Raw genomic sequence first — 24,013 nt, forward strand, 5'->3', positions numbered from 1 at the left:
TTTTTCGAAAATAATTTTGACATGCAATCGTCTCGCGATGGAGCAATCGAGACCAGGTGGACGCCCGCAACTCTGCGTCCGTCCACCCAAGGCCGTCCTGCGGTCTGAATGAGGGCTGCATCGGAGACGTTGTCGCTCTGGCTATCCTTGGGGCAGTCTCGGTGGCTTTCGTGCGCATCGAAGAGATCACCCGGGCACGAGTCGCGTCGCCGGTCAAATGGCGCGGACACACAGCAACCCCGGCCGGGGCCGTGCCGCGGCATGGTGGAAGAGCGACGGACGTGCCTCGCCACCAATGTCTGAATGCAAGCCCGTTCTAACCTTCGGCCAATTCCCCCACGCTCGCCATATCTCAATGGCAAGATCGAGCGCTCACAGTTGACTAGCCCGAAAGAGTCCTTGTTCAACCATACCGTGACCGAGAACGAGACTGCCCGGCGAATTGAGGACTGCCAATTCAACTGCATCTAGTGCCGTCTGCACACCTCGCTCGGCGGCGAGACGCCCGTCGACCGCATCGCAGAAGTCGGCAAAATCGCACCTATCACAAAGCAGGTCGAAAGCGCTTACGACGGGCGGGAAAATCCGGCATCGCAACTGGCGAGTCAACAAGAGCGTTCCTCAACATCATCGGCGCGAGCTCGAACTCAGGCCTTATAGTGGAGAATCGGACTCAAGCACTGCAAGAAAACGGTCCCCGCAACAGTGAAACGATGTCCGTCAATCGCACAGCGCCACCTATTCGAAAATCAGGGGCGTTTTTGCCATACGTTGCAGCAAATGAAAATGCTGCTGCCGCCTACGACTCGCTTTCCGCTTGTCAGTCGCACTGCGCGGGTGGCAAACCTCCCAACGCGCAATTACCACGGCCACTCAACCGTCGTTCCTACACCTTCTTCGCCCGCAAACATGTAAAGCATCCGTGCTACCACCAAATCCTGTAGCGCCAATCCAGTCAGATCAAATATCGTAATTTCTTGGGACGTTCTCGGCACGCGAAGCCCGTTCGCAAGCACTTCGCCAAACTCACTACAAGATACTGTTGGCGCCCATTGAAGCTCACCAATTTCTACGCTTTGAACAGAGTCGTCGACATAGACGCTCGCCCGTTCCAGAAGTCCCGCCGGTAGTTCCCGCTTACCGCGCGTGTCCGCGCCGATACAGCTGATGTGGGTACCGCCGCAGACAGCACTGCAATCGAACAACACTGACCTCCCAGGCGTGGCAGTGATAACAACATCACTGGCAGCAACTGCTGCATTCGCATTTCCCGCAGGTTTAACCTCGCACCGCGAAGCGAATAGTGATTCGAATTCGGGATCACGCCCCCCCCCTGACGTCATGTACTGTACGTGTCGAAGTGACGGCAGGACATCCAAAGCGAAGCGCGTCTGAATCTGTGCCTGCACTCCTGTTCCGAACACGCACATGGTTGTACTCTCTGGTCGCGCGAGCATCGCGAGTCCAAGCGCACCTGCGGCGCCGGTGCGAATGGTGGTTATCGCATTACCGTCGATCACGCATATCGGACGTCCCGAATGCGGATCAATCAGCACGATCGTTGCCTGGTGGGGTTCACTGCCTACCAAACGGTTGCCGGGCCAAAAACCGGCCGCTTTAAATCCTAAAAGCCCGTGCGCCTCCACATCCCCCGACTTGATGCCAAAGATACCGCCAGTACCGAGCCGCTCGCGAACCACTGGGAATAAGCGCCCTTTCTGTTCATAGTGCAATAAGAAAGACTCACGCACTGCCACGACAACTTCGTCCGGCGAGAGCAAGACTTCGACATGACCTTTGTTCAACAAGAGCAACGTTGAGTCTCTCGACATGAAGGCACCTTCTATCCAAATAAGTACTATAGAACCGGGCCAAGCTTTTCCTTCAAGCAAAGCCCCTCGCTCGAATAATCGATATGGCGGTCCAATTCCCGTGAAGCACACTTTACGAGCTTTGCGTGGTTTCCCTTGCTGTCCGGATTGCGCTATCGAAGCTGCTATCCGTGGCAACGTGCCTATTATCGACGCTCACGAACCAACGATCTCCGCTGCAACACCAGCGAATTCTCCGATCTTCGAGGAGAGGAGCAAACCAGCGCCAAATCAAGGCGTCTTCTGAGTTAGCTAACAATGCCGCCACGGCTCGGATATGACCCATCTCAGTCAGAATGCTCATCTGTTACGCCCGTCGGATATTTATCTTGCCTCGCGCGACGCTTGAGACAGCGCCCCCTCAAACTCCGGCACAACCGTGAACAGATCGCCCACCAGACCATAATCAGCGACGCTGAAAATCGGCGCCTCCGGGTCCTTGTTGATCGCCACGATCACCTTCGAGTCTTTCATCCCGGCCAGATGCTGGATCGCGCCCGAGATGCCGACCGCCACGTACAGTCGCGGCGCGACGATCTTGCCGGTTTGCCCAACCTGATAGTCGTTCGGCACGAAGCCGGCATCCACTGCCGCACGCGATGCACCCAGCGCGGCGTTGAGCTTGTCGGCCAGCGGTTCCAGAACCTTGGTGTAGTTCTCGCCGTTGCCCAGACCCCGTCCACCCGAGACGATGATCTTCGCCGAGGTCAGCTCCGGACGGTCCAGCTTCGTGACTTCACGGCTCACGAATTGCGAGAGGCCGCTGTCGGCTGCCGCTTCGATCTTCTCGACCATCGCGCTGCCGCCTTCTGCTGCCACTGCATCGAAACCGGTCGTGCGAACCGTGATGACCTTGATCGGGTCTTGAGATTGAACGGTAGCGATGGCGTTGCCGGCGTAGATCGGGCGCTCGAACGTGTCGGCGCTGTCCACTGCGGTGATGTCGCTGATCTGTGCGACGTCGAGCTTCGCGGCGATACGCGGTGCGATGTTTTTACCGTAAGCGGTCGCTGGCGCGAGGATGTGTGTGTAGTCCTTCGCAATGTTCAGCACCGTGGCTTCGACGTTTTCCGCGAGCCCCGCTGCGAGTTGCGGCGCGTCGGCCAGCAACACCTTGCTCACGCCTGCGATCTTCGCTGCCGCATCCGCTGCGGCTTGCGCGCCTTCACCGGCGACCAGCACGTGAATGTCACCACCGATCTTCTGCGCCGCTGCGATCGTGTTCAGCGTTGCGGCCTTGATCGACGCGTTGTCGTGTTCTGCAATTACCAGATTCGTCATTTGCTCTGTCTCCGCGTTCTACTTAAAGCACCTTGGCTTCGGTCTTCAGCTTCTCGACCAGCGTCTTCACATCCGGCACCTTCACACCGGCCGAGCGCTTCGGCGGCTCGACAACCTTCAGCGTCTTCAGGCGCGGCGTGACGTCGACGCCGAGGTCTTCCGGCTTGATCGTCTCCAGCGGCTTCTTCTTCGCCTTCATGATGTTCGGCAATGTCACGTAGCGCGGCTCGTTCAGACGCAGGTCGGTGGTGACTACGGCCGGCAAAGTCAGCGACAGCGTTTCAGCACCGCCATCCACTTCGCGCGACACCGTCGCCTTGCCGTCGGCGACGACAACCTTCGAAGCAAACGTTGCCTGCGGCAACCCGGCCAACGCAGCCAGCATCTGGCCGGTCTGATTCGAATCGTCGTCGATGGCCTGCTTGCCGAGAATGATCAGCTGCGGCTGTTCCTTGTCGACCAGCGCCTTCAGCAGGTTGGCCACGGCCAAGGGCTGCAGTTCCTCGGAAGACTCGATCAGGATCGCGCGATCCGCGCCGATCGCCAGCGCGGTACGCAGCGTTTCCTGCGACTGCGTGACACCCGCCGACACGGCGATCACTTCAGTCGCTACACCCGCTTCCCTCAGACGAACTGCTTCTTCAACCGCGATTTCGTCGAACGGATTCATCGACATCTTCACGTTCGCGATGTCGACGCCCGTGCCGTCCGATTTCACTCGAACTTTCACGTTGTAATCGACCACTCTCTTGACTGGCACCAGGATTTTCAAGATGCTTTACTCCGCAAAAAATTCCTGCTTAATTGATTTCAATCCTAGTCACAGATCGAATACTCAAATCGAACTCGCAATGGAATCGTGTTCGTACATTACGCGTCGCTTTTCGCTCAAGCTACAACTTTACGACTTACATGCGCGACGCAATTCTTCTCGTTAAATCTGACAAGTAATCTTTGCGTAGCGGTGCGCCCGCCCCACAGGAACAAGAAACGTCAGCGTGGATTCCGGGGCAACGCCGCCCACGCAGCAGAACTCATTACCGGTCGAGGTCAAAAGATGCAGCGGAACCGACTACGACCATCCTGCACTAAGAGAGCTGCGCTCCCAAATGTGAATCTCGCCGACCACTTCAACTCGTACGTGATTCTCGGAGGGGATTTCCACCGCCGAAGTTACTCGCCTAGCTCGGCGGATGGCACATCCTTATCCAGAAAATCTGGCCGATCGCTCGATCCAAGATTTTCGGCGGTCAAAGAAAAAATCTTGAGGTCGCGGCCTCGCGTTTCGGGGAGGAATGTCAAGGCAAGCAGTGCACAGAAATAGCCAATGAAACAGAAAAGGCCTATTGAACTCACCAAGCCTACGTGCTCGGCGACAACGCCAACAAGCGCGACGCTCAGCGCTCCCATAGATTTACCAACGTTATACGAAAAACCCATACAAGTGGTTCGGATCGCAGTTGGGAAAAGTTCCGACAACATCGGTCCAACTCCCGCAAATGCGCCGTTCACGGCGACGCCAACAGGCAGCCCGAGTATTGCCAGCATCCACGGGTTCATCGGAATGAACAGATAGCACGCAGTCAAGGACGCCGCAAAGAGGCAATATGTCATTGCCGTGAATCGACGACCAAAATGGTCGTTTAGATATGCAAAGCTTACCTGTCCGACAAACGATCCCCCACTCATCATTAGCGCCATGACCGCGACCGTTGATCCTTGCAGATGACGAACCTGAATCAGCATGGTGGGCAACCAGATTGCAATAGCAAAACTGCTTGCCTGGAGTCCGGTGACTAGAAGCGCGGCGAGCAGGCTCGCCCGTCGGACATCTCGTCGTAAGGCTGAGCGCCACGTCGCGACAATTGCACCCCTCGTCTCCTCCTGCATCTTCTTGAACACCTCCGGCTCCGGAATATATCGCCGGATCAATAGCACAATGAGCGCGGGAATGACACCAATCCAGAACGCCGAGCGCCACGCGATCGAGGCCGGGAGATAAGCCAATAGAATCCCTGTGATGACAGACGCAAGTGCCCAGCCAACAGAGAATCCGCTCTGAACCAGACCCAGGGCTTTTCCACGGTGAGCAGGGTTGATTACCTCGGCCATCAATGCAGCGCCGACGGCCCATTCTGCGCCGAACCCCAACCCTTGTAAGGCTCGCACGACCAGCAACTGACCATATGAGTTGGTAAGTCCCGCAGCAATACTGAACCCCGTAAACCAGATTATCGACCACGTTAAAACGCGCACTCGCCCGTGGCGGTCGCTCAAGATGCCCGAGCCCCAACCACCGATTGCTGCGGCAAGCAGTGAAGACGTCGCAATCAACCCCGCTTCGGATTTTGAAAAATGCCACGTTGCCATCAGCGTGGGTAGCAGGAAGGCCAGAATTTGGTTGTCAAAGCTATCCAGAGTCCAGCCGCAAAAGCACCCCCAAAATGTTCGCCGTTCCACCGGCGCAGCGGCTCGGTACCAATCAAACATTCGCATTTTGAACACCTCCATGGAAGACACGTTAGATAACGCGTCATTCGTTAGCTTTCGTCCCCGCGTCTCCGTCGACAGCAGACTCGCTGCGCGGATTCGTTTATTCGCTTCTAGTTCAGCCGTCGGCAAAGTCGGAATGAGATTTCTCCCCTCCGTCCGCTTTCGACGTCAACCAAATTCGCTTACGTCACATCGGTCGTCTGTTTGAACTCCGTCGCCGCAGAGAGCTATCGCGCTGATCTCGCTGTGTGCTCCAAAATGAGGTCGCGCACACGACACTACTGTTCGCGCTGGCGCTGGGTCACCGTTGAATTACTCGTACAAATCGTTCACTTTCGGCAATATCCGATGTCGGCGACGTAGATCTACACACTCAAAATCTGCCTTACAGCGGTTCCTGCGGCTAGCAGAACTTCACGCAGGTTCGAAAGAGCCTGACGAACCTGCGCGTCCAGCCCATCACGAGGGGCACCATCACCGTCCGCCGTCAACCGTATCTACCCAGAAACGAAGACACACCCGCTTGCCGTGGTTGCTTGCGCGTAATGCCCTCTCGGCAAAGGTGCATCTTTTTTAACAATGTGATCAATCACATCGCCTGCTTTTCCGTAGTTGTACGAATCATGCATCCTTTGCCTGTCTCACGCGAAACCTACCGCCGCTTACCTAGGATTTCCCGCGTCTGCCAGCAGCTTTTTAGCGTTCAAATGATAAATACGCTCGCGATCGCCGGGCGCCAAACGATCGATGACCGGCACTGAGCGCCTACCCTCCGGATCGCCGATATCGAAGGGGTAATCGCTACCGAAAACGACGCGATCCGAACCCATGGTCTGAATGACAAACCGGTTGCTTTCTTCGCTCAGGGCACAGGTGTCGTAATAGAGTCGATCGAGATAGGCGCTCGGCTTTTCAGAAATGTGCTGACGAAAATACGGGTCAGCCTCCCACCCAGTCGCCTCGTAGGCGGAATCCAGTCGACCGCGCAGAAACACGAGGTTGCCGCCACCGTGTGCTAGTACCATCTTCAGCGCAGGGTGGCGTTCGAGCAAGCCGTTAAAGATCATGCGGGTGATCGCCAGCGACGTCTCGAACGGCCAACCCACGAGAACGTGGACGCCATACATGCCGAAACGATCCGAAGGTGCTGCAGAGGTCGGATGCAGGAAGACAATCAGACCGAGTCGTTCGATTGCGACGAACAGTTCTGCGAACTCTGGATCGTCGAGCGGCTTTCCGCCCGCGCTGCTTGGCATAATGACGCCGCGGAATCCCTGTTCGTGCACCGCGTACTCAAGCTCCGCAACCACGAGCTCGGGCTCGCCCAACGCCAGCGCGGCCAACGGCTCCATTCGCCCCTCTGACTCTGCTGCGGTTTCCAGCGACGCCTTGTTCAGCGCCCGAACCAATTCAACTCCAGAGGCACCCCCAGGCCACGCCAGCATGAACGGCGGCGGCCCAAAGAGTTGAAGCGCAATGTCACGGCGTTTGAGGCTTTCAAGCCGGTGTTCTAAACCAAAGAGATGCGGATCTATCGTGCTCTTCCGATCATCGCCAGCGCGACGGATGATATAGAGGCCTTCACTGTCCCGCTCGGACCGTAGCCCTGCCACTGGCGACTTTGCCAGATCGACGATGAAACGCTCATTGAGTGCGTGCGCGTGCAAATCGATATTCATGTACTACTCCTTTAACGTGGGTCGTAACGCTCCGGTTCCACCCGTGGGATATTGGGTTTCTGCCCGGCTCGCGGCTTTGAAGGACCGGCTGTCAGGCCGGTGCCACCGCGCGCCAGAATGGCTCAAAATTCGTATCGCGTTTTTCGGTGAAAGCGTCGAGACCTTCATGCCATTCGACTCGCGGGACATCGGTAACCGAATGCTGCACCCGTTCCCAGTCATACCCTGCGTGCGCATGCAGATGTCTCTTCGCGGCCGAAATTGCGCCGGGGGGCGCCTTCGAGACAATTTCATGTGCCCACGAAACTGCCCTTTCAACGACCGACTCGCGCGGGACCACGAGGTTGACCAGGTCTCTGGAAACTGCCTCATCGATACCAAGTTTGCGACCGGTCAGAATCAGTTCAAGTGCCGCTCTGGAACCCACAATTTTCTGAAGGAGTGCCAAACCCGTATTGGGGATCACTCCCCGGGAGACCTCCGGTAAGGCGAACCAGGCGGACTCCGCAGCGACCACGAGGTCGCATGACAGGGAAAGCTCAAACCCGCCCCCTAACGCACCTCCCTGAACCGCTGCAATGACAATGCGTGGGGCCTCCACTAATCGTTTGAATAGCAACGCAGGATCTGTCAACGGGTCAGAACGCTCCATCCATCCGTCTTTCAGATCGTCAATGTTTGCTCCCGCGCAGAACGCTGGGCCGTTCGACGCGATCACAATTGCGCGCGCACCATTCGCGTCACACAGTTCCAACGCATTGACGACTTCCCTCACGATCTGCCGCGACAGCGCATTACGGCGATCAGGATCATTAAGGGTGATGACCGCAACATTGCCGCGCATCTCGAACAACACTTTTGAAAAACTTGTCGACATACGTTTACCTCGAAAATTCCGAACCGACCGACACGTCGGTCGCTCCCGACAAACCGCTAAGCAGGTGAGTCCGAATGGGCTCTGGAATGGGAGTTGGCTCACCCCGCTTTGCATCGAGAAGAACACAGGTTGCCAATGCAAACACCATGCAGTCAGAACCAATGAACAGCCCTTGCGCCAGTTGGAAGGACGTCCGCCCGACCTTAACGGTCGCAGACCCTATCTCGACGGTCCCTGGAAAGTAAAGTTGCTTGAGAAAATCCATCGACAGATGAGCGACAACTACGTTCCTGCCACTCATCGACGCTTTCAGCGGATCCCCGTCCAGAATCTCCATCCGCGCCGACTCGAGAAGCGTCGATATGACGGCATTGTTGACATGGCGAAACTGATCTGTATCTGCGTTCCGGAGCTTCTCGTGAGTCCAGAAACTGCACTCGCCACGATACAGCGAGCGCCTTTGATCCAACGACTCAGACAGCCTCAACACCGACAGTCCCGTAGCTGACATCAGGTTTGCTCCTCGTGCAGGTGTTTCGTCGCCTCATGTTCGATTCGTAAGTAGAGCGTCTCTGCCATGGGTTGGCGCATTTCCTCCAGAATGTGCCCCACCAGTCCGACCGCTCTCGCTGCGACGGCGAGACCACGGCAAATTTTCCAGGGAATCCCCATCTCGGACGCAACGGCAGCCATCGCACCGGTCACGTTCAACGGAAGGGGGCGCCCTGACTGAAGCGTGGCTTCCTTGCCGATCGCGTCCATTAATTTGACATAGGGTCCGTAGTAGCCGGTTTCTCTTGCGACCTCGAACAACGCCACACTACGCGGATCGATCGGCTTGTGAAAAGGGTGTCCAATGCCGGGGATAATTTCCTTGCGGGAGCGGTAACTGCTGACGATCTCGGCAGCCTTCGCCTTGGGGTCGGGCGGCAACGTATTCGTGGGGATCGTCTCCTGGAGCAGTTTGGCTGCGTTGTCGAGCGAGCCCACGAACACCGAACCGAGCCCGAGCAGACCCGCCGCGACGGCGGCCTGAACCGCCTCTGGCGCGCCGCAATACGTAAACCGGGTGGCGAGCGACGATGGCGTGATTCCGTGTTCAACAAGAATAACCATCATCGCGTTGAACATACGCAACTCCCGGGCATCAGGCAGACGACCGAACAATTGCAGGAACGTCATTTGTCCAAAATCGATTTTTCCTACGATTTCATCACACAGGTCGAGCCCATGAACTACGACCTTGGACGGGTTTGCCCATGCGATATCGGACTTCACTTGTGAATCTTTCATTGTCTCGGATCCTTCTTCCTGCCAACTTCCATCAAAGGGATAACGCAACTGCGGCCATTTCGCGCAGCTTCGTCTTCAGAATCTTCACGCCGTTGGGACCCGGCTTTTCTGGAAATTCTTCCACGAAGATAATGCGTTTAGGTACCTTGTAGTTCGCTATGCCGGCCTTGCAGTAAGCGAGCAGGTCAGCTTCAGAGAGCTTCGTGTCAGTCGCTCGCACGAATGCAACCGCGACATCCCCTACCCCTGGCTTCTTGACGGCGACCACTTGCGCGCCGCTCACCCCTTCGTGCCGAGTTAAAAACTGCTCGATTTCCGATGGATCCACGAGGTAACCGCTCAGGCGCAAACCATCGTTGAGCCGCGCCAGATAGATGAAGCCATCGGCTGTGCGCTGCACGAGGTCCCCGGTCTTGAACCAGCCATCGGGCGTGAAAGCGCTGGCTGTCGCAGCTTCATTGTGCAAATAGCCGGCCATGACGTTGTAACCCGAGATCTGAAGTTCGCCTTTCTGGCCGTCGTCGACTTCGAGGCCACTATCGACATCCAGAATACGCAGTCCGATTTCAGGCGACACGGGTGAGCCGCCGCCCAGTGACCGCACTCGAGAATCCTCGTGGGGATAGCGTGTCACGGTAATTGCGAGGCACTCCGACATCCCATACAAGCCAGTGAGCAACAGGTTTAGATCCCGCTCCGCCTTTTTACAGATCGTCGGTCCAAGACCAGCGAATTCGGTAAACCCACCGCGTCTCCATGAGACTAATGAATAGCCTGTAGTATCGAAGATTCTGTCAAATAGTCCGTCCGAACCGAAGCTGTGCGTGACCCGGTGTCGCTCGATCGCGCAAGCAGCATCCTCGCCTTTGAAGACCGGCATCAAGACACATGCCGCGCCCGCTGCGAGAGCAGCCATCGCCTGCACGAAACCCAGAACGCCGTACAGTGGCAACGCGCAAAGCATTACGTTACCCACCTGAACATCCAGCTCTCGCGCGACATTTTGCGCATGGAGCGCGATCCCCCGCTGGGTATGCAGGGCGAGTTTCGGATGTCCGGTCGTTCCAGAGGTACTGAACGTAATAAACGGGAGTTCCAAGGGCGCCACTAGACCATGGCCGGTTTTCTGAACATCCGAACGGACGAACCCGGCGTCAATATCGACATTCAGCACATGTTCGAGAACCGGGTTGTCCGACTTGAGCTTATCCGCGGCGGCTAGATAGTCGTAGTCGAGAAAGCTGGTCGGCACGACGAGGCCTTTAGCGCAGCTCTGCTGGATCACATAGTCAGCTTCCGCAAGTTTGTACCGCGTGCTCACCGGGACAACGATCACACCTATCGCCGCCGCCGCAAAGAGTAACTGCAACCAGGCGGGGCTGTCCGGGAGCCAAACAGCGAGAACATCACCCTGCTTAAAACCGGACGACAACAGGCTGTTGGCGGCATCAACAGCCGCCGCCGCGAGCTCCGCACGGCTGAAAGACAGTTCCCCGAAGTGACAGGCCGGGAGTTCGGGTGCGTGCATCAACATATCCCGGAATGCTCGGATCGACTGACACGCTTCGGAGCGCTCGTCGCGTTGCAGGAATGAATTCGATGCTTGTGCAAGGGGCGACAAGTTCGGAGGAGAAGAGCTTTGCAGCATAGCGACCTTTCAATTTGTTCTTAAGCGGACAGCGCATTTCGCGCAATTTGCAGGCGCTGCATTTCGGAGGTCCCCTCCCCAATGCGAAAGGCACGCGCGTCGCGGTAAAAGCGCTCAATAGGCAGCTCGCACATGTACCCCATGCCACCGAATATTTGCAGAGCCCGGTCCGCGACACGACAGCCCATTTCGCTTGCATACAACTTGGCTCGCGCTGTAGCGATGCGCGCCTCCGGAACGTCCGCTTCAACGAGTTCAGCTGCGCGTCGGATCAGAAGCCGCGCGGCTTCGATCTCAACGTCGTTGTCCGCCACCATGAACTGAATCGCCTGATGATTCGCGAGTTGCGTGCCGAAAGCCGAGCGCACCTTCGCGTAGTCACACGACATCGAGTGAGCACGGGCTGCTAGGCTGGTCGAACGACACGCGGAAAGAATCCGGTCGTGATTGATCGACTCCATCATGCTCATGAAGCCGTCACCCGGTTCACCGAGGACGTCGGCGTCCGGAACGAAGCAATTCTCCAGTGAGAACCCATTGAGATGGTAGCCGCGCCAACCCATCTTTTTGTACCGTGTCATGCCCACAATGCCAGGGTTGGCTCGCTCGACGATAAACGTCGTCAACTTACGCTTGAGGGATGCCGAGCCATCCGTCGCGGCGAGCACGATGATGTAGTCCGACGTCTCCGCATGCGAAATGAAATGCTTGTTACCTGTGAGCATCCAGCCATCTGCGGTTTTGATGGCACGCGTACGCAGATTGCTCAGGTCCGAACCCGCATCAGGTTCCGTCAGGGCATAGGTAACGATCTTTTTTCCGGACAGAACATCAGGAAGGAGCCGCACGCGTTGCTCGGCGTTACATCGCCCGAGGGAAAGCGGAAGATGGCCGAACACTTCGCTCAAGGGAACAGACGTATAGGTCAACTCCTCCAGGATCGCCAGCTTCGCGGCAGCGTTGAGACCTGGGCCACCGATCGATTCGGGCAGGTTGAACCCATACAGTCCGAGTGCAGCCACTTCCGAACGCAATTGCGCGAGCAATGCTTCGTCGACATCGTCCGCTGCTTCGATCTGATCTTCCAACGGGACCAGACGCGAGCGTACAAACCTGCGCGTCGTCGCCCGAAGCAATTCAATTTCTTCACTGTTCATACGATCCTCATCAGTCACATCGAAAACGATTTCGACGAACATTACGCCTATAGCTATCTGTTTTCAAGATCTTCCAAAAATAAAATCGAAATCGTTTTCGATTTTGACTGAGGGTCTGCTGCCCTGCCAGAACGCCAACATCCAAGCGCCACGAGCCTGAGCGGGGTAGATTCTTGCGCGACCTCAATTGCAAGGTTTCGTCCGAGCAAGGGTAAACACCGACCATTAGGCGACCGCATTGACTCTGCCAAATGCGCAGCGCAACATCGAAATCGATTTTTTGCATTAGCATTGCCGCGTCAATCTTGCCAACGATGATTGCCGTAAAATGGCAAAAAACGTTTTCGATGCGCGTCAACAGTGACGTGCCAAAGGACAGACAGGGATGAACATCCAAGAACTGGCGGCGCACTTACAACTCTCGATCAGCACCGTATCCAAAGCTATCAACGGCAAACCCGACGTGAATCCAAAAACGCGCCAGCGCGTTCTCGACGCCGCCGCACAGTTTGGTTTCTCCGCAGACGCTGCCGCACGGAGGCTTCGCACTCAGACATCCGATCTAATTGCATTCGTGCTGTCAGCGCCTCAGGCGCATTTTGCACATCCATTTTTTCTGAACATGTTGATGGGCATCGACGAAAAACTCGAGCATTCGCGTTATCAATTGGTCGTTTCATCAGCCAGAAGTGCCGAACATGAAATGCAAGTGCTCAAGCGCCTCGTGGAAATGCAAAAAGTGGATGGAGTGCTCTTCGGCCGCACGCGTCGGCAGGATGCTCGGATTGCATATTTGCTGGAACGCAAAGTGCCATTCGTGGCTTTCGGCCGCAGTGAGACCCCGGGAGAGTTTGCTTACCTGGATATAGATCACACTGTGGTGGGGCGCGAGGGCTGCGCGCGATGCGTGACACTTGGACATCGCCGAATCGGTCTGGTGAACGCGCCCAACGCTCTGATGTTCAGTCACCACCAGAGACTAGGATATGAGGCAGCGCTTCATGCAGCGGGCATTCCATTTGACGAGACGCTCTATATCGAAGCAGATATGACGGAAGAAGGGGGACTCGCTGCTGCGAGGCAAATGCTTGAGGCAGATGACCCGCCTACAGCAATCATTAGCGGACACGATCTGGTAGCTGTCGGCATTTATCGCGCGATCACTGAGCGCGGCCTGATCCCTGGCCGTGACATAGCTGTGATCGGGGGAGACGACCACCCTTTCGGCACCCTACTTACTCCCGCGTTGACTACATTTTCCGCGGAAACCCTGGCGGCAGGGAAAAGAATGTCAGAGATGCTACTTGCACAACTGGAGGGTGTGCCTGTAAATGAGCTTCAGGAGGTGTGGTCTCCTGACCTTATTCGGCGTTCTTCCGACGGGACGCCGCGGTTGTCGACCCTCAAGTACAGCCGTGGCGCGAAGGGAAATTTTTTAAGGTGACCACACACAGTCAGAAGCGGCCGACCTTCCCAGCCTCCTCAACTAATGTGATGGCCCAACCCGCCCCGTCGCGCCGTTAGGCTGGCCGTGCTCACGCCGAACTGGAGACCATCATGGACGATGCTGTTGAAGATCGCTAATTCTGCTAGCGGTGCCCAAAAGGCGCTAATGGTGGAAGCCGTTAAAAAGGCTGGGAGACCGATGGAAGAAGGCGTATCGTCACCTCAATCCCCGGACCAGGAGCCACCATGCAATGCACGATTGTTCTTGAGTTCGATAACGGCGATGGGGGTGAAACGAAGCGGGTCGAGCTAATGCGGTTTCACAGGACCATTGAAGAGCCGACACCCGGAGACGTAGGGCTGTCACTCGCTGAAGGCAAGTCATTGCTCAATTGCGTGCAGCAAGAGTTCGTTGTCGAGCAGATCGACCGTTTTCGTGCGGCGCGTAGATCCTGTTTGATATGCGGCGTACAGCGTCGTCTGCACGACAACATTGTTCGGAGTTGAAGACAACGCTAGGAAAGGTTTTCTATTGTCGGGAACGATGGAAGGCCTGCAGTTGTGGCGCCGACCCTTCACGATATATTTCGCCGCTCAAAAACTGGTTGACGGAGGCAAGCACTGGTGAGCTGAGGTGGTTGCATGCGCAGCTTGGAGCCACGATGCCTTATCGGCAAGCAAAGGTCGTCATGGACCTTTTGTTACCCAACTCAGGTCGCGATAATCATGTAACGATTCGCAACCACACGGTGGCCATCGGAAAGTCGATCAATAATGCGGAGCCAGCGCGCCACTGGTGCGAGACGACAAAGCCAGATGTAGAACTCGGCATCGACGTCGGCTACGTCCGTCGGGCACATTGCAATCGCAAAGGTTCGGGAAAGCAAAATCGCGCAGAAGTTGGGAACGGATCAGCATCCATCACAGTGATTGTTGCTGCGCTGAGCGAGGCCGGTAAGCAGCCAAGCGTTTGGGCTTCAGCCATGCCGCGTACAAAAAGACTCAATCAGGAAATGATCCGATTCCTCGAGACCAGTGGATGCGGGGATCCGAATGAAGTTGTCGTCCTCACGGACGGAGCTCGAGACCTGGCTGGCGTGGCGAAAGACCTTCCATACGATACTGAGTGGATTCTCGATTGGGCGCATATTGGGCGGCTGTTGCGTCGCGTTGATCAGGCCATCGCACCGCTGGCATATGGACGACTGACGAAGAATGGATCAGCGTTCGAACTGTGGGATCTGTTTGTCCGCTTCCGTCATTACGTTTGGGTCGGTGACAACGAGGCGTGGCAGAAGTTCGCTGCCAGGCTAGCCCATTTGCTTGATCTTCGTGAACAGCGAGACCAGGCGATGAGCGTTCAGGTCAGAAGAGCACTCTATGCCCTCTTCAATGTGGTCGACTATCTCAAGAGCAATGTTGAGTCGCTGATTGACTATCGAACATGGCAACACGTGGGACGGCGGATCTCTACTGGCTTCGTCGAATCGTCGATTAATCGGATCGTCGGCCGACGAATGTGCAAGGGTCAGCATATGCGGTGGAGTCGCATAGGAGCGCACAGTGTCGTGCAGTTGCGCGTCGCGTTGCTCAACCACGAATTCGACGAGCTCGCGCGACGGCAATTTCCATGGATTGGAGAGCGCCGCGTTACGTGGCCGTGGCGACGCACATCCCGGGGTTTTTAACGGCTTCCACCAACACTTGCCGACCGACAAGGTGGCGATAGTTGGGACCCGGTTCCCGTCGGGTCCATTTTTATTTTCGGCGGCATGTGTAGCAAGGGGGTGAATCCCGCCTATCTAGACAATCGCACGCGCGCGATGGTGTCTCGCGAGCGTCAATTCAACGTCATCCGGCACTAACGTCGTTGTCAATCGACGCCCGACACTTTCTATGTTCGCAAGCGGCCGGAGACCTCTCCATCGCTTATTTGCAATCATCGAGATTTACGCGTCTGTTGACGCAAGCCTGGTCGTCGTCGCGGCGCTCGCAAACAACGATGCGTATCAGTCATACAGGAAAGTAGTTGCTACTGAGAGAATGCCATGGCCCCATACGAGCAGTCCGGCAGGACTTCAACCTTTGGACTCGCCTCATGCCGACGGTTGAGTTCAGATGGGGTCCGGCAGGACAAGATCGCGTCGGCGCATTCTCTTAACAGAGAAAACAGAGGGCGATGGCCAAGCCCGTTCTTCAAAGTACGCTCGGTCAAGCGATAGCGCGACGCCGAACATTGAAGCTTGTCGCGGGCCTGTGGTGCCCCAGAATTCGACCTGACCACGCGGGCTCACGACAATGACTTCGCGGGCGCCGCCTTCCAGGTAGCCTTTGACCCTTCGGTCTATCTCCTGCTTCCGATCACTATCGAGAAGTATCTCCGCACACAGGTCTGGTACGAATGGAACCGGGTCGCCATGCTCGAAGCTTTCCCACCGATCGCCCGGTACCCAGACGACATCCGGATCCCTAATGCCAAAGGAGGGAGTGGTGACGGGCACCGACATGGCAGCCAGATGGCCCATCTGCGCGGTCAATTGGCAGTAGACGTCCGTGAGCACTATCTGGCGGCGCGCCGACAAGCGAGAACTCACCCGCAACTCACCCCGCTCGTCCAACTCGTACGGTTCTCGCTGACCAAATTCCGTCGTCGCAGTCAGGCGACGCCATATCGCAAGCAATCCGTCGCGGTCCAGGAGAGTAGATGCGTCCATGACGCTTCTCGCAGGGAAGGTAGTTAAGCGTATACCCCCTCGCTGCAATTCAAAAATCCTGTAAGTGTGCACTGCACCATTCAGACAACTTATAGGGGCGTCGTTGGCGCAAAACTGTTCTGTCGATGTGCAACGGCAGTGTCGCAATAAGGCGTCGTGGGTAGAATTCGCGAACCGACTTGGTTGACGAACACGATTTCCCGGATGACAAAGACGCCACGCACGACACTGCCGCCGGGCATCGCCCGGGTGCTGAAACGGCTGCACTACCCCTTGGACGTGATCCTGCTGTGTGTGCGCTGGTACGTGGCGTATTCGCTGAGTCTGCGCGACCTCGAGGAAATGATGGCTGAACGTGGGTTCGAGGTCGACCATTCAAGCGTACATCGCTGGGTGATCAAGCTCGTGCCGTTGTTCGAAAAGGCGTTCCGCAAGCACAAACGCCCTGTCGGCAGGAGCTGGAGAATGGATGAGACCTACGTCAAGGTCAAGGGCCAATGGAAATATCTGTACCGCGCAGTGGACAGAGACGGCAACACCGTGGATTTCCTGCTGCGCGCCCGTCGCGACAAAGTGGCCGCGCGGCGCTATTTTGAGAAGGCGATCGACCGGAATGGCGAGCCAGAGGTAATCACCATCGACAAAAGTGGCGCCAACCTGGCCGCGCTCGAAGCCATCAACGCCGAACGGCAAACGCCCATCCGGATCCGGCAGAACAAGTACCTGAACAACGTGGTCGAGCAGGATCACCGCGCCATCAAACGCATCATCAGGCCGATGATGGGCTTCAAGGATTTCCGATGCGCGCGCATCATCCTTTCGGGCATTGAAATCATGCATATGATCCGCAAGGGACAGTTGATTGACGACGGCAGCGCCCAAACGGTTGCCGACCGGTTCTATTCGCTGGTGATGTAAGCATTCCTATTGATTTGAAATCAATTCGCCACGCCATCCTTATCGCGACACTACCCGGCCTTCTCGCGCTGCGATCTCTAGACGCCGGAGTCTTCAAATGCCGTCAATGACTTGGCGACATGTACGCGGTAACATCTATACCTGCGCATACCAAAGCTGCCGATCGCACCTCTATGCACGGCTTCAGTAGCGATACTACTTTGAGAAACCACCGCCTTTTTCTCGAATCCCTTGATCAGCGAAAGGCCGGGAAGCAAAACGTCCGTTCGCGGCTCCATCGGTATATGGCGCTTGAGCCCTTTCGCCACATCTTCGATAGCCTGCCATTCCTTGTCGACGAGACGTCTTGCTTCTGAATGGCGCGCTTTGAGCCATTCGAACCACCCATCGCCGGCATCGTCACAAGCAAGGATGAGAGCCTTCGTCATGTCAGAATGGGGATTACCTAGCCGCGACGTCACCGCTTCCGCTCTAGCGCTAGGAGGCACCTGGAAGTCATAAGTTGCACTTTCCGCTGGAAGGCCCAGGAAACGACGGGCTGCAATCTCGCCTGCAAGCAAGCGAACGGCGTTGCGCTTTGCGATATCAATGGCAGTCATGCCAAACCGCATGCTCGCCATGAGCTTCCCGTCGTATTCGCGGCTAAGCCGCAGCCTACCAATCGGTCCTCCGTAGTGAAACCATACAAGAGCATGTCCAATCTCGTGGCGCAGGACCGCGTCATCCGTTTCCAACATTTTATCGTACTCAACAAATTTCACTACAACTCACTCCCCGTCTCAAGAATCAGTGACAGCTTATGAAAGACGCCTTTTCGATTGCGTGGTCGATGCGATTTGATATCCAGGTACCTATGCCGCGCTGGCAGAGTTGTTGAACAAACTTCCTCATGATTGTTGTACCGTCGCAACAGCCACCGAATCGCACTGATCGAGCGCATTCCCTTACACAGCAAGCGATTCAACGTCTTGGCGCTCTACGTCCAATGGGTGACGACTTTATTTCGTTTGGCGTGTAAATAATATCGTCAAGTCGTCGATCCTTGTGGCGCAAGAGTGTTCCGCGTCAGTTCTGGATTGACGGATTGCGTTCTACGCCCCCTGGGCACGTGAGCAGCGCCACACCACCGCCGACGCTCTCGATCCCGTCTGCCAGTCGTCCTCACGGGGCGCGACAGCGCTAACCTGCCCGGCGGCCATCGCTTACCTCCTCGGTGAACCGTTCGCCAAGATCGCACGGATGTTATGGAACTCTTCGTTGTTCGGATAATCTTCAAGAATCTGATCGACTAAAGACAGTAGCCCCCCGTGAAGTGCCCCGTGACGCGCGGCACGTACCGCATCACGCCAGCGATCACGCGGATAGGTATGCAGGCCAAGCCGGGCAACATCGCCACCCGCCCGGACCCAGAAGTCTTTCAGACGGTCGTCCGCGATCGTTGCGCCGAGGGTCACGATACGATCATCGAGTGCATCAACTTCCTTCGGCCCGAAGCTGACGCTGTACTTTGCCCTGAACTCCAACACAATGCGCTGATAAGACGACAGCAGATGCCTGCATGCCAGAGCCGCCGGCACTACTGCACGATCCCCCCACGATGCGGCATAGAGCGCCTCTGCCACGCGATTCCAACCCAGCGCATCGATCCTTTCTCCAATGGCCGCAGCATGGCTGTCCCACTGCATGCGCGCAACCCACCCCAGCGCGTCGCCTTCGCAAACCGCTGCAGTCCACCCCAAGAACAGCAGGAGCGCCGCCGCGGAAATCCTCTGTGCCTTCGCAATCGCAACCAGTTGCCCTAAAAGCGGCTCCTCGGGCTTCGCGTATACTTCACCGGCGTTTACCTTTGCCAGCGCGACCTGCGCAACGCGGCGCCGCAAATCGGCAGGTAGCCTCGTCCACAACTCGGACCGTTTGGGTGAATCAAGGATGCACGCGGCAAGTTCGTCGCCGATCGCGTGAAGAAGTGCCGGCGTCAGCTCGACGCTATCGAGTTCCTGGAGCAGCAGGCGGCACGTGGCGGCCGTGTCCAGCCCCCGTGGCCACGGCTGACCACCAAGCGTCACGTGCTGAACCCAGAGTACGAGCCATGCAGGCCCGGCGTTCATCGTCGCGAGGAGTCCGGGCTCGCCCACTGTGCGACCCGCGACACATTGCCTGAGCCCATCATCGTTGAGCGCCACGGCGGCCGCGACGAGCTGCGCCCCGTCCGCATGCCCTACCAGCCATTGCAGCCCGGGTACGGAATCGCCCGGGAACGACAACTGCCGGACCAGTGCGTCACATAGCGTCCAGATTCCGCCACACATCATGGCATGGAGCGTCGACCAACCAAAGACCGTGCAGGTTTCGAGCATGCCAGACGCGTCGTGCGACGGCGGGACGTCAGACGTCTGCGCGACCGCAATCATGTCTGACTCCAGCCCCTCGAGACCCCAGTTGCCGGCTAGGGCCTGGCGGCAAGCGGGCGACGACAGCCAGTGGAAAAGCGCCGTGCGCCATGATAAGGATTGCAGATGATCTGTGATGGCGGCCTGTACGGTCTGCTTCCACCACTCGCACGAACGTCCCGGCGCAAGCGCGTCAACCACCGACACAAGATCCTCCGCATCCAGATCCGGCATGTGCCGCACAACCCACCGGGTCAGGGCTGCCCTGACCGGGCCAAGCTCCGGCAACGCGCTGTCGTCAATGTTGGCCATCGACCGGACTACGCCGACATTGGCGCCCTCCATACCCGCAGCAATCGCGGCAAGCGCCTCGGTCTTCAACTCGGTCAGCCGGTCTTTGCTGGGGGCAAGCAGGATGAGTGGACGGAGCAACAGGATCGCGCCTTCCGGTGACGGCGCGGTGCGTAGTGCATCAAGGCGCTCTGCCGCGCGTGCAACCGTATTTATCCTCTGCAGGATGGGCTGGTCGGAGAGCGCCTGCACGATCAGCGCGACGCCGCTGTCCTCTTGTCCGGCTAGCCATCGCGCAGCCCGCGAGACCGGCTCCGTCAAGCGCGCGTCCACCAGCCTGTCGGCGGGCCACTGCGCCGCTCGGCCGTCGGGCGTACAGAAGAGTGAGCACCGGTCGTCACTGCCATGCTGCGGCGGGCTGAGCATCACGCGACCTGAAAAGACCTTCCTGTCGGCCGCCGGAAGCTGCCGCCAGAGTGTCGCAATCAAACCAGGCCAGTTCAGCAGGCCCGGAACCACGGGCGCTCGCTGGTCCGCGTCAATGATCGCCTGCGCGACCACCTCGGCCATATGCCCCGCAGGCAGGGCGGGCGGCTCGCCGCTTACCTGCGCGATGAATGGAGTCAGGTCTTCCACCTCCCCGATTTCCTCGATGGGCCAAATCAGGACCTGACTCGTCACCATGCCTGCGCGGGTTGCCTCGTCATCGGGGCGGGTGCACCACAGAGCCCACGAGTCGCCAACCGGGCCGAAGCCGACGGCGGGCCACCAAAGATCGCCCGGGCGATACGTCCCCGGCGGCTTGTCCGTCAAGCCCAGCAGCACGCGCGGCGGCTCGCCCTTGCCGTCAAAATCAAGCAAGGTGTGCTTGTTATCCGCCGCGCCGTAACGCGCACGAAACGGCCCCGTCATACTGTTCCGCTTAGCCAGCCCAGGGGGGCGGTCAGGTCGGTGTCCTGAGCACCTCCATCCGGATGAATCACCCAGCCCTGAAACTCCGGACCGCGGTTGATGAAGTCGTCGTCGGTGCTTTCCGGTGTAAGAAGGCGTCCAAGCGCCGACAGGCCCCAGACACTCAGGTCCGGGCCCGCCCATGTGTTCCTGAGAAACGACGCGAGCATGGGAAGATGTCGCTCTAGCATAGACATTGGGGCCTCGTCCGCCGGACCGAGTTCATCGTAGCAGGACAGCAGCACCAGCAGCCGAGGGCGCGACAGCCGGTTCACAGCACCGCGGCCGCTCGCGTGAAGCAGCATCTGCAGCAGTTCGACCCATCTCGCGTTGGCGTCCCATTTCTCGGCTCTCGCCTGTGGCACGGCCTTCGTGTGGGCGTGCTCCACCAGCTGTTCGAGCGCATCGCTGTACACGGTCTCCGTCTTGAGCCGGATCAGGACGATCCAGCCACCCGCCTCGCACAGTCGGGCCCGCCATGAGTCGGGCACCGAGCGCTTTTCGAACACGTCGTCGAGTTGCTCTCCGCCGTAGTCCGGCCAGTGCAGGTCCATGCGCGCCCCCGAGTCGCTCTCGAGGGGCAGCTTGATCTCAGCCCACGTACCCGAGGGCGTGTGGCCCGCCGCATGTCCGCTTTCCAGCGCTGCAAGCACCTCCTCGAGCGCAGAGATATCAGCGGGGGTGCCATCCTCCTTTCGCAAACGAAAGTGGCCCGGTCGCCGCTGTACCCGCCCATAGATCTGTCCGGCAAGGTGGGTCTTGCCGCTGTTGGGGCCGCCCAGTACGACGAGTTTTGGACTAGCCATGATGCCCCCGATACACGTTAAATGGCACCGCATCGATGCGCGGAATCCCGATCTCGCGACCGAACAGTGGCGGGTTCCACGCCGCCGCGACTGCTTCGCCAACGGCCGTATTGAGGGTGTCCGGATGGTTCGTTGTACTTTCGATTTCTCTTGCGTGCGGAAGGTGCTCACGGACAGCCACCCTGATTGCATCCTTGATGGTTTCCACCGGCTGCTGGTCCGACTTCGCCCAGACGAATACAGTCGGCCGGCCGCGGATATGGCGCCCCAGCCGTTCCACGAGCTGTCGCAGCTCGTGGCGTGCACGCCCACGCTCTGCTCCGGACAAGCGCATGCCGTCGGCGACAATCAGAAAGGCATCTGCGTGCTCCGCAATCCACTGGGCTCCCTTCGCGTCCTCCGCGTCCTCGTTGACGGCCCAGCTGCTGAACCATTCTCCCGGCGCGTCCGTAAACACAATATCCCGATACTCGCCCTCACCGTTTCGCAGCGCAACGTGAAGCAGACCGGGGACACGCCCGCTGCCACGCGGCGTGTGCGGCGGAAACGAGGGATTCCCCTTTTCCAGCCGCACCCACGCGGCGAGTGACTCCCACGCTTCGAGCGTTCGCGATCCACAAAACGAGGCTCCTGCCAGCGCGCTGCCCTTGATCAATGAGAGATAGCTGCCGACGAGCAAGGTCGTTTTCCCGGTATCGTGAGCACCAACCAGCGCGATCAGGACCGGCCGCCGGTGCGCAAAGAGATTGAACAGATCGTCCGTACCCAGCGCCGCACCGGACCACGGAACATTCACGCCCGCCCGGCTCTCCGCAGTCGACGACTCCCCGGATAACGCGCTACCCTCGCACCAGTGCGAACATTCGTCGACAGGCTGGGTGCCCAGAAGACACGACTCGCCCTCATGCACGTGGCAGGGCCCATTCGCGCAGCGCCTGTTCATATCAGTCGGCCCTCGCGAGCCTGACTGCCTGCTCCTGTCGATAGAGGCTCCTCGCAAAGGCCGGCAGCGACCCGGACCATCCGGCGCATAGTCCCGCGCGCGCCAGAACCGCGTCCACGCCCTGCACCGGGCCGCTAACCGCAGCCACGAAGGCATCCCGGATACTCAGTTCGCCCTCAAGCGGCGCCTCGCTCATGTGCTCACCCAGACTCAGGGAAGCTTGTGCGCACGCCTGCTGCGTCGCCTCAATCAACTCCTTCAGACTGTATGTGTGATCGAAAGCTGCCCCCTGCAGCCGGTTGACCGCTTCGGCCAGCAGATAACCTGTCGCCACCGGCGAAGGCGGGATGACAATCTCGAGCAGATCCACAACCATCATGACAGTAGCCAGCGGCGGCGCAACGTCCCGGTAGCCCTGCCTGAGGGTCGGAGAATACATGGCTTCGTACCACCAGAGCGCGTCAAGCCGCACCTGGTCCGCCGACACCAACCTTTCCATCTCGGCGCGTGTGGTCTTCCGTTCGTATGCGCTCGCATCAGCAACATACTTGACCGCCGCCGCCAGGGCCTGGCTCATTTGCTCCAGCGGCGCGTGGACCGCATCCGACATCGTCCCGGCGACGTCGTCAAAGACCTGCGCGAGCTTTGCAGGGTCGATCTGCGAATACTGGAAATTGAACTGGGGATTCCTCGCTTGCGTAATCGCAGCGTTGACTGCGGCCGTCAAGTCCCAGTCGGCCCGCTCGACCTTGATCGCGGGAATCTGCGGGGGTTGCGGTGCTGCGGTCTTTTTTCCCGGACTGGAAACCGTGACCGATTCCGCCAAGCGTTCGCCGATTCCCTGGAGCATCTCCGCAATGACCGGTGCCTCGGCCCCAAGCCGCGCGAGGGGCAACTGGTCAGCAAGGGTATTCCAGATGATGGCGGCGTTGCGCTCATCCTGCGCCGCGAGGTTGCATGCGTCGAGCAGCAGCGCGCGCAGCAGCGCGACCGGCACACTGGTATGGACCGACCGCATCGTCGGCCATTTCTCAACCAGGACGTCATGCGCGCTGACGATCGCGGGGTCGTCTTCCCTTGCGTCCGGGTTGATCGCCGCGAGAGCGGCCCGCAATAATGAGGGTCGGTCCTTGCCGAGCGTCTCAGCCAGGCGCTGGACTGCCGCCCGGATTTTCTCCAGCCGCGAGTCCTCACCGTCGAGTCGTGCGATCAGCCCTGTCGCAACCAGTTCATCAAGTATCGATTCCATCCGCCT

At 58.3% G+C, this 24,013-nt stretch carries 18 protein-coding genes and 1 pseudogene; 3 read left to right on the plus strand and 16 right to left on the minus strand.

The features are described 5' to 3' along the window. Positions 1–860 precede the first annotated feature (860 nt). The 10 genes from HHL24_RS37255 to HHL24_RS37300 form a co-directional block, all read right to left on the minus strand. On the minus strand, positions 861–1,832 hold the full coding sequence (locus HHL24_RS37255) for an ornithine cyclodeaminase family protein (protein ID WP_169490315.1): 972 nt from the start codon (positions 1,830–1,832) through the stop codon (positions 861–863). Between the two features lie 363 nt (positions 1,833–2,195). After that, on the minus strand, positions 2,196–3,152 hold the full coding sequence (locus HHL24_RS37260; RefSeq protein WP_169490316.1) for an electron transfer flavoprotein subunit alpha/FixB family protein: 957 nt from the start codon (positions 3,150–3,152) through the stop codon (positions 2,196–2,198). A 22-nt stretch (positions 3,153–3,174) separates the two neighbouring features. Continuing rightward, a complete protein-coding gene (locus tag HHL24_RS37265) occupies positions 3,175–3,924 on the minus strand; it encodes an electron transfer flavoprotein subunit beta/FixA family protein (protein ID WP_169490317.1) in 750 nt (249 codons plus the stop codon). A 401-nt stretch (positions 3,925–4,325) separates the two neighbouring features. Beyond that, positions 4,326–5,663 carry an MFS transporter gene (locus HHL24_RS37270; RefSeq protein WP_230417734.1) on the minus strand — a complete coding sequence of 446 codons (1,338 nt, stop codon included), beginning with the start codon at positions 5,661–5,663 and terminating at the stop codon, positions 4,326–4,328. Between the two features lie 644 nt (positions 5,664–6,307). Beyond that, the gene (locus tag HHL24_RS37275; RefSeq protein WP_169490318.1) at positions 6,308–7,324 is read right to left on the minus strand and encodes an amidohydrolase family protein; all 1,017 of its coding nucleotides are present in this window, start codon (positions 7,322–7,324) and stop codon (positions 6,308–6,310) included. Positions 7,325–7,415: 91 nt separating this feature from the next. After that, a complete protein-coding gene (locus HHL24_RS37280; RefSeq protein WP_206003190.1) occupies positions 7,416–8,201 on the minus strand; it encodes an enoyl-CoA hydratase/isomerase family protein in 786 nt (261 codons plus the stop codon). Between the two features lie 4 nt (positions 8,202–8,205). Continuing rightward, positions 8,206–8,712, minus strand: a complete 507-nt coding sequence (locus HHL24_RS37285) for an acyl-CoA thioesterase (protein ID WP_169490319.1) — start codon at positions 8,710–8,712, stop codon at positions 8,206–8,208. Further along, positions 8,712–9,494 carry a citryl-CoA lyase gene (locus HHL24_RS37290; protein ID WP_169490320.1) on the minus strand — a complete coding sequence of 261 codons (783 nt, stop codon included), beginning with the start codon at positions 9,492–9,494 and terminating at the stop codon, positions 8,712–8,714. Before HHL24_RS37290 ends, HHL24_RS37285 begins: the two co-directional genes overlap by 1 nt. Before the next feature lie 31 nt (positions 9,495–9,525). Beyond that, a complete protein-coding gene (locus HHL24_RS37295; RefSeq protein ID WP_169490321.1) occupies positions 9,526–11,142 on the minus strand; it encodes an AMP-binding protein in 1,617 nt (538 codons plus the stop codon). 20 nt (positions 11,143–11,162) lie between these two features. Continuing rightward, positions 11,163–12,341, minus strand: coding sequence for an acyl-CoA dehydrogenase family protein (locus tag HHL24_RS37300; RefSeq protein WP_329606801.1), 1,179 nt, complete (start codon positions 12,339–12,341; stop codon positions 11,163–11,165). A gap of 343 nt (positions 12,342–12,684) precedes the next feature. Here HHL24_RS37300 and HHL24_RS37305 point away from each other — a divergent pair, with 343 nt between their 5' ends. After that, the gene (locus tag HHL24_RS37305; RefSeq protein WP_169490323.1) at positions 12,685–13,743 is read left to right on the plus strand and encodes a LacI family DNA-binding transcriptional regulator; all 1,059 of its coding nucleotides are present in this window, start codon (positions 12,685–12,687) and stop codon (positions 13,741–13,743) included. A gap of 248 nt (positions 13,744–13,991) precedes the next feature. Beyond that, positions 13,992–15,433: pseudogene (locus tag HHL24_RS37310) on the plus strand (ISKra4 family transposase). Between the two features lie 426 nt (positions 15,434–15,859). Here the strand turns inward: HHL24_RS37310 and HHL24_RS37315 are convergent. Beyond that, positions 15,860–16,459 carry a Uma2 family endonuclease gene (locus HHL24_RS37315; protein WP_169490324.1) on the minus strand — a complete coding sequence of 200 codons (600 nt, stop codon included), beginning with the start codon at positions 16,457–16,459 and terminating at the stop codon, positions 15,860–15,862. 204 nt (positions 16,460–16,663) lie between these two features. Here HHL24_RS37315 and HHL24_RS37320 point away from each other — a divergent pair, with 204 nt between their 5' ends. Beyond that, the gene (locus tag HHL24_RS37320) at positions 16,664–17,377 is read left to right on the plus strand and encodes an IS6 family transposase (RefSeq protein ID WP_169490364.1); all 714 of its coding nucleotides are present in this window, start codon (positions 16,664–16,666) and stop codon (positions 17,375–17,377) included. A 77-nt stretch (positions 17,378–17,454) separates the two neighbouring features. Here the strand turns inward: HHL24_RS37320 and HHL24_RS37325 are convergent, their stop codons facing one another. The 5 genes from HHL24_RS37325 to HHL24_RS37345 all read right to left on the minus strand — a co-directional run bounded on the left by HHL24_RS37325 (position 17,455) and on the right by HHL24_RS37345 (position 24,007). Next, positions 17,455–18,138, minus strand: a complete 684-nt coding sequence (locus HHL24_RS37325) for a hypothetical protein (protein ID WP_169490325.1) — start codon at positions 18,136–18,138, stop codon at positions 17,455–17,457. Between the two features lie 441 nt (positions 18,139–18,579). Then, positions 18,580–20,970, minus strand: coding sequence for a GAP1-N1 domain-containing protein (locus HHL24_RS37330; protein WP_169490326.1), 2,391 nt, complete (start codon positions 20,968–20,970; stop codon positions 18,580–18,582). Beyond that, positions 20,967–21,815 (minus strand): TRAFAC clade GTPase domain-containing protein, encoded by an 849-nt coding sequence (locus tag HHL24_RS37335; RefSeq protein ID WP_169490327.1) that lies wholly within the window; start codon positions 21,813–21,815, stop codon positions 20,967–20,969. The genes HHL24_RS37330 and HHL24_RS37335 overlap by 4 nt, the downstream gene beginning before the upstream one ends. Continuing rightward, positions 21,808–22,611, minus strand: coding sequence for a TRAFAC clade GTPase domain-containing protein (locus HHL24_RS37340; protein WP_169490328.1), 804 nt, complete (start codon positions 22,609–22,611; stop codon positions 21,808–21,810). The genes HHL24_RS37335 and HHL24_RS37340 overlap by 8 nt, the downstream gene beginning before the upstream one ends. 148 nt (positions 22,612–22,759) lie before the next feature. After that, positions 22,760–24,007: a GTPase-associated system all-helical protein GASH gene (locus HHL24_RS37345; RefSeq protein WP_169490329.1), complete on the minus strand. Its 1,248-nt coding sequence runs from the start codon at positions 24,005–24,007 to the stop codon at positions 22,760–22,762. Positions 24,008–24,013: the final 6 nt, after the last annotated feature.

Origin of the sequence: Paraburkholderia polaris (genome assembly GCF_012927345.1) — a bacterium.
In the GTDB taxonomy this organism is placed as follows: Bacteria; Pseudomonadota; Gammaproteobacteria; order Burkholderiales; family Burkholderiaceae; genus Paraburkholderia; species Paraburkholderia polaris.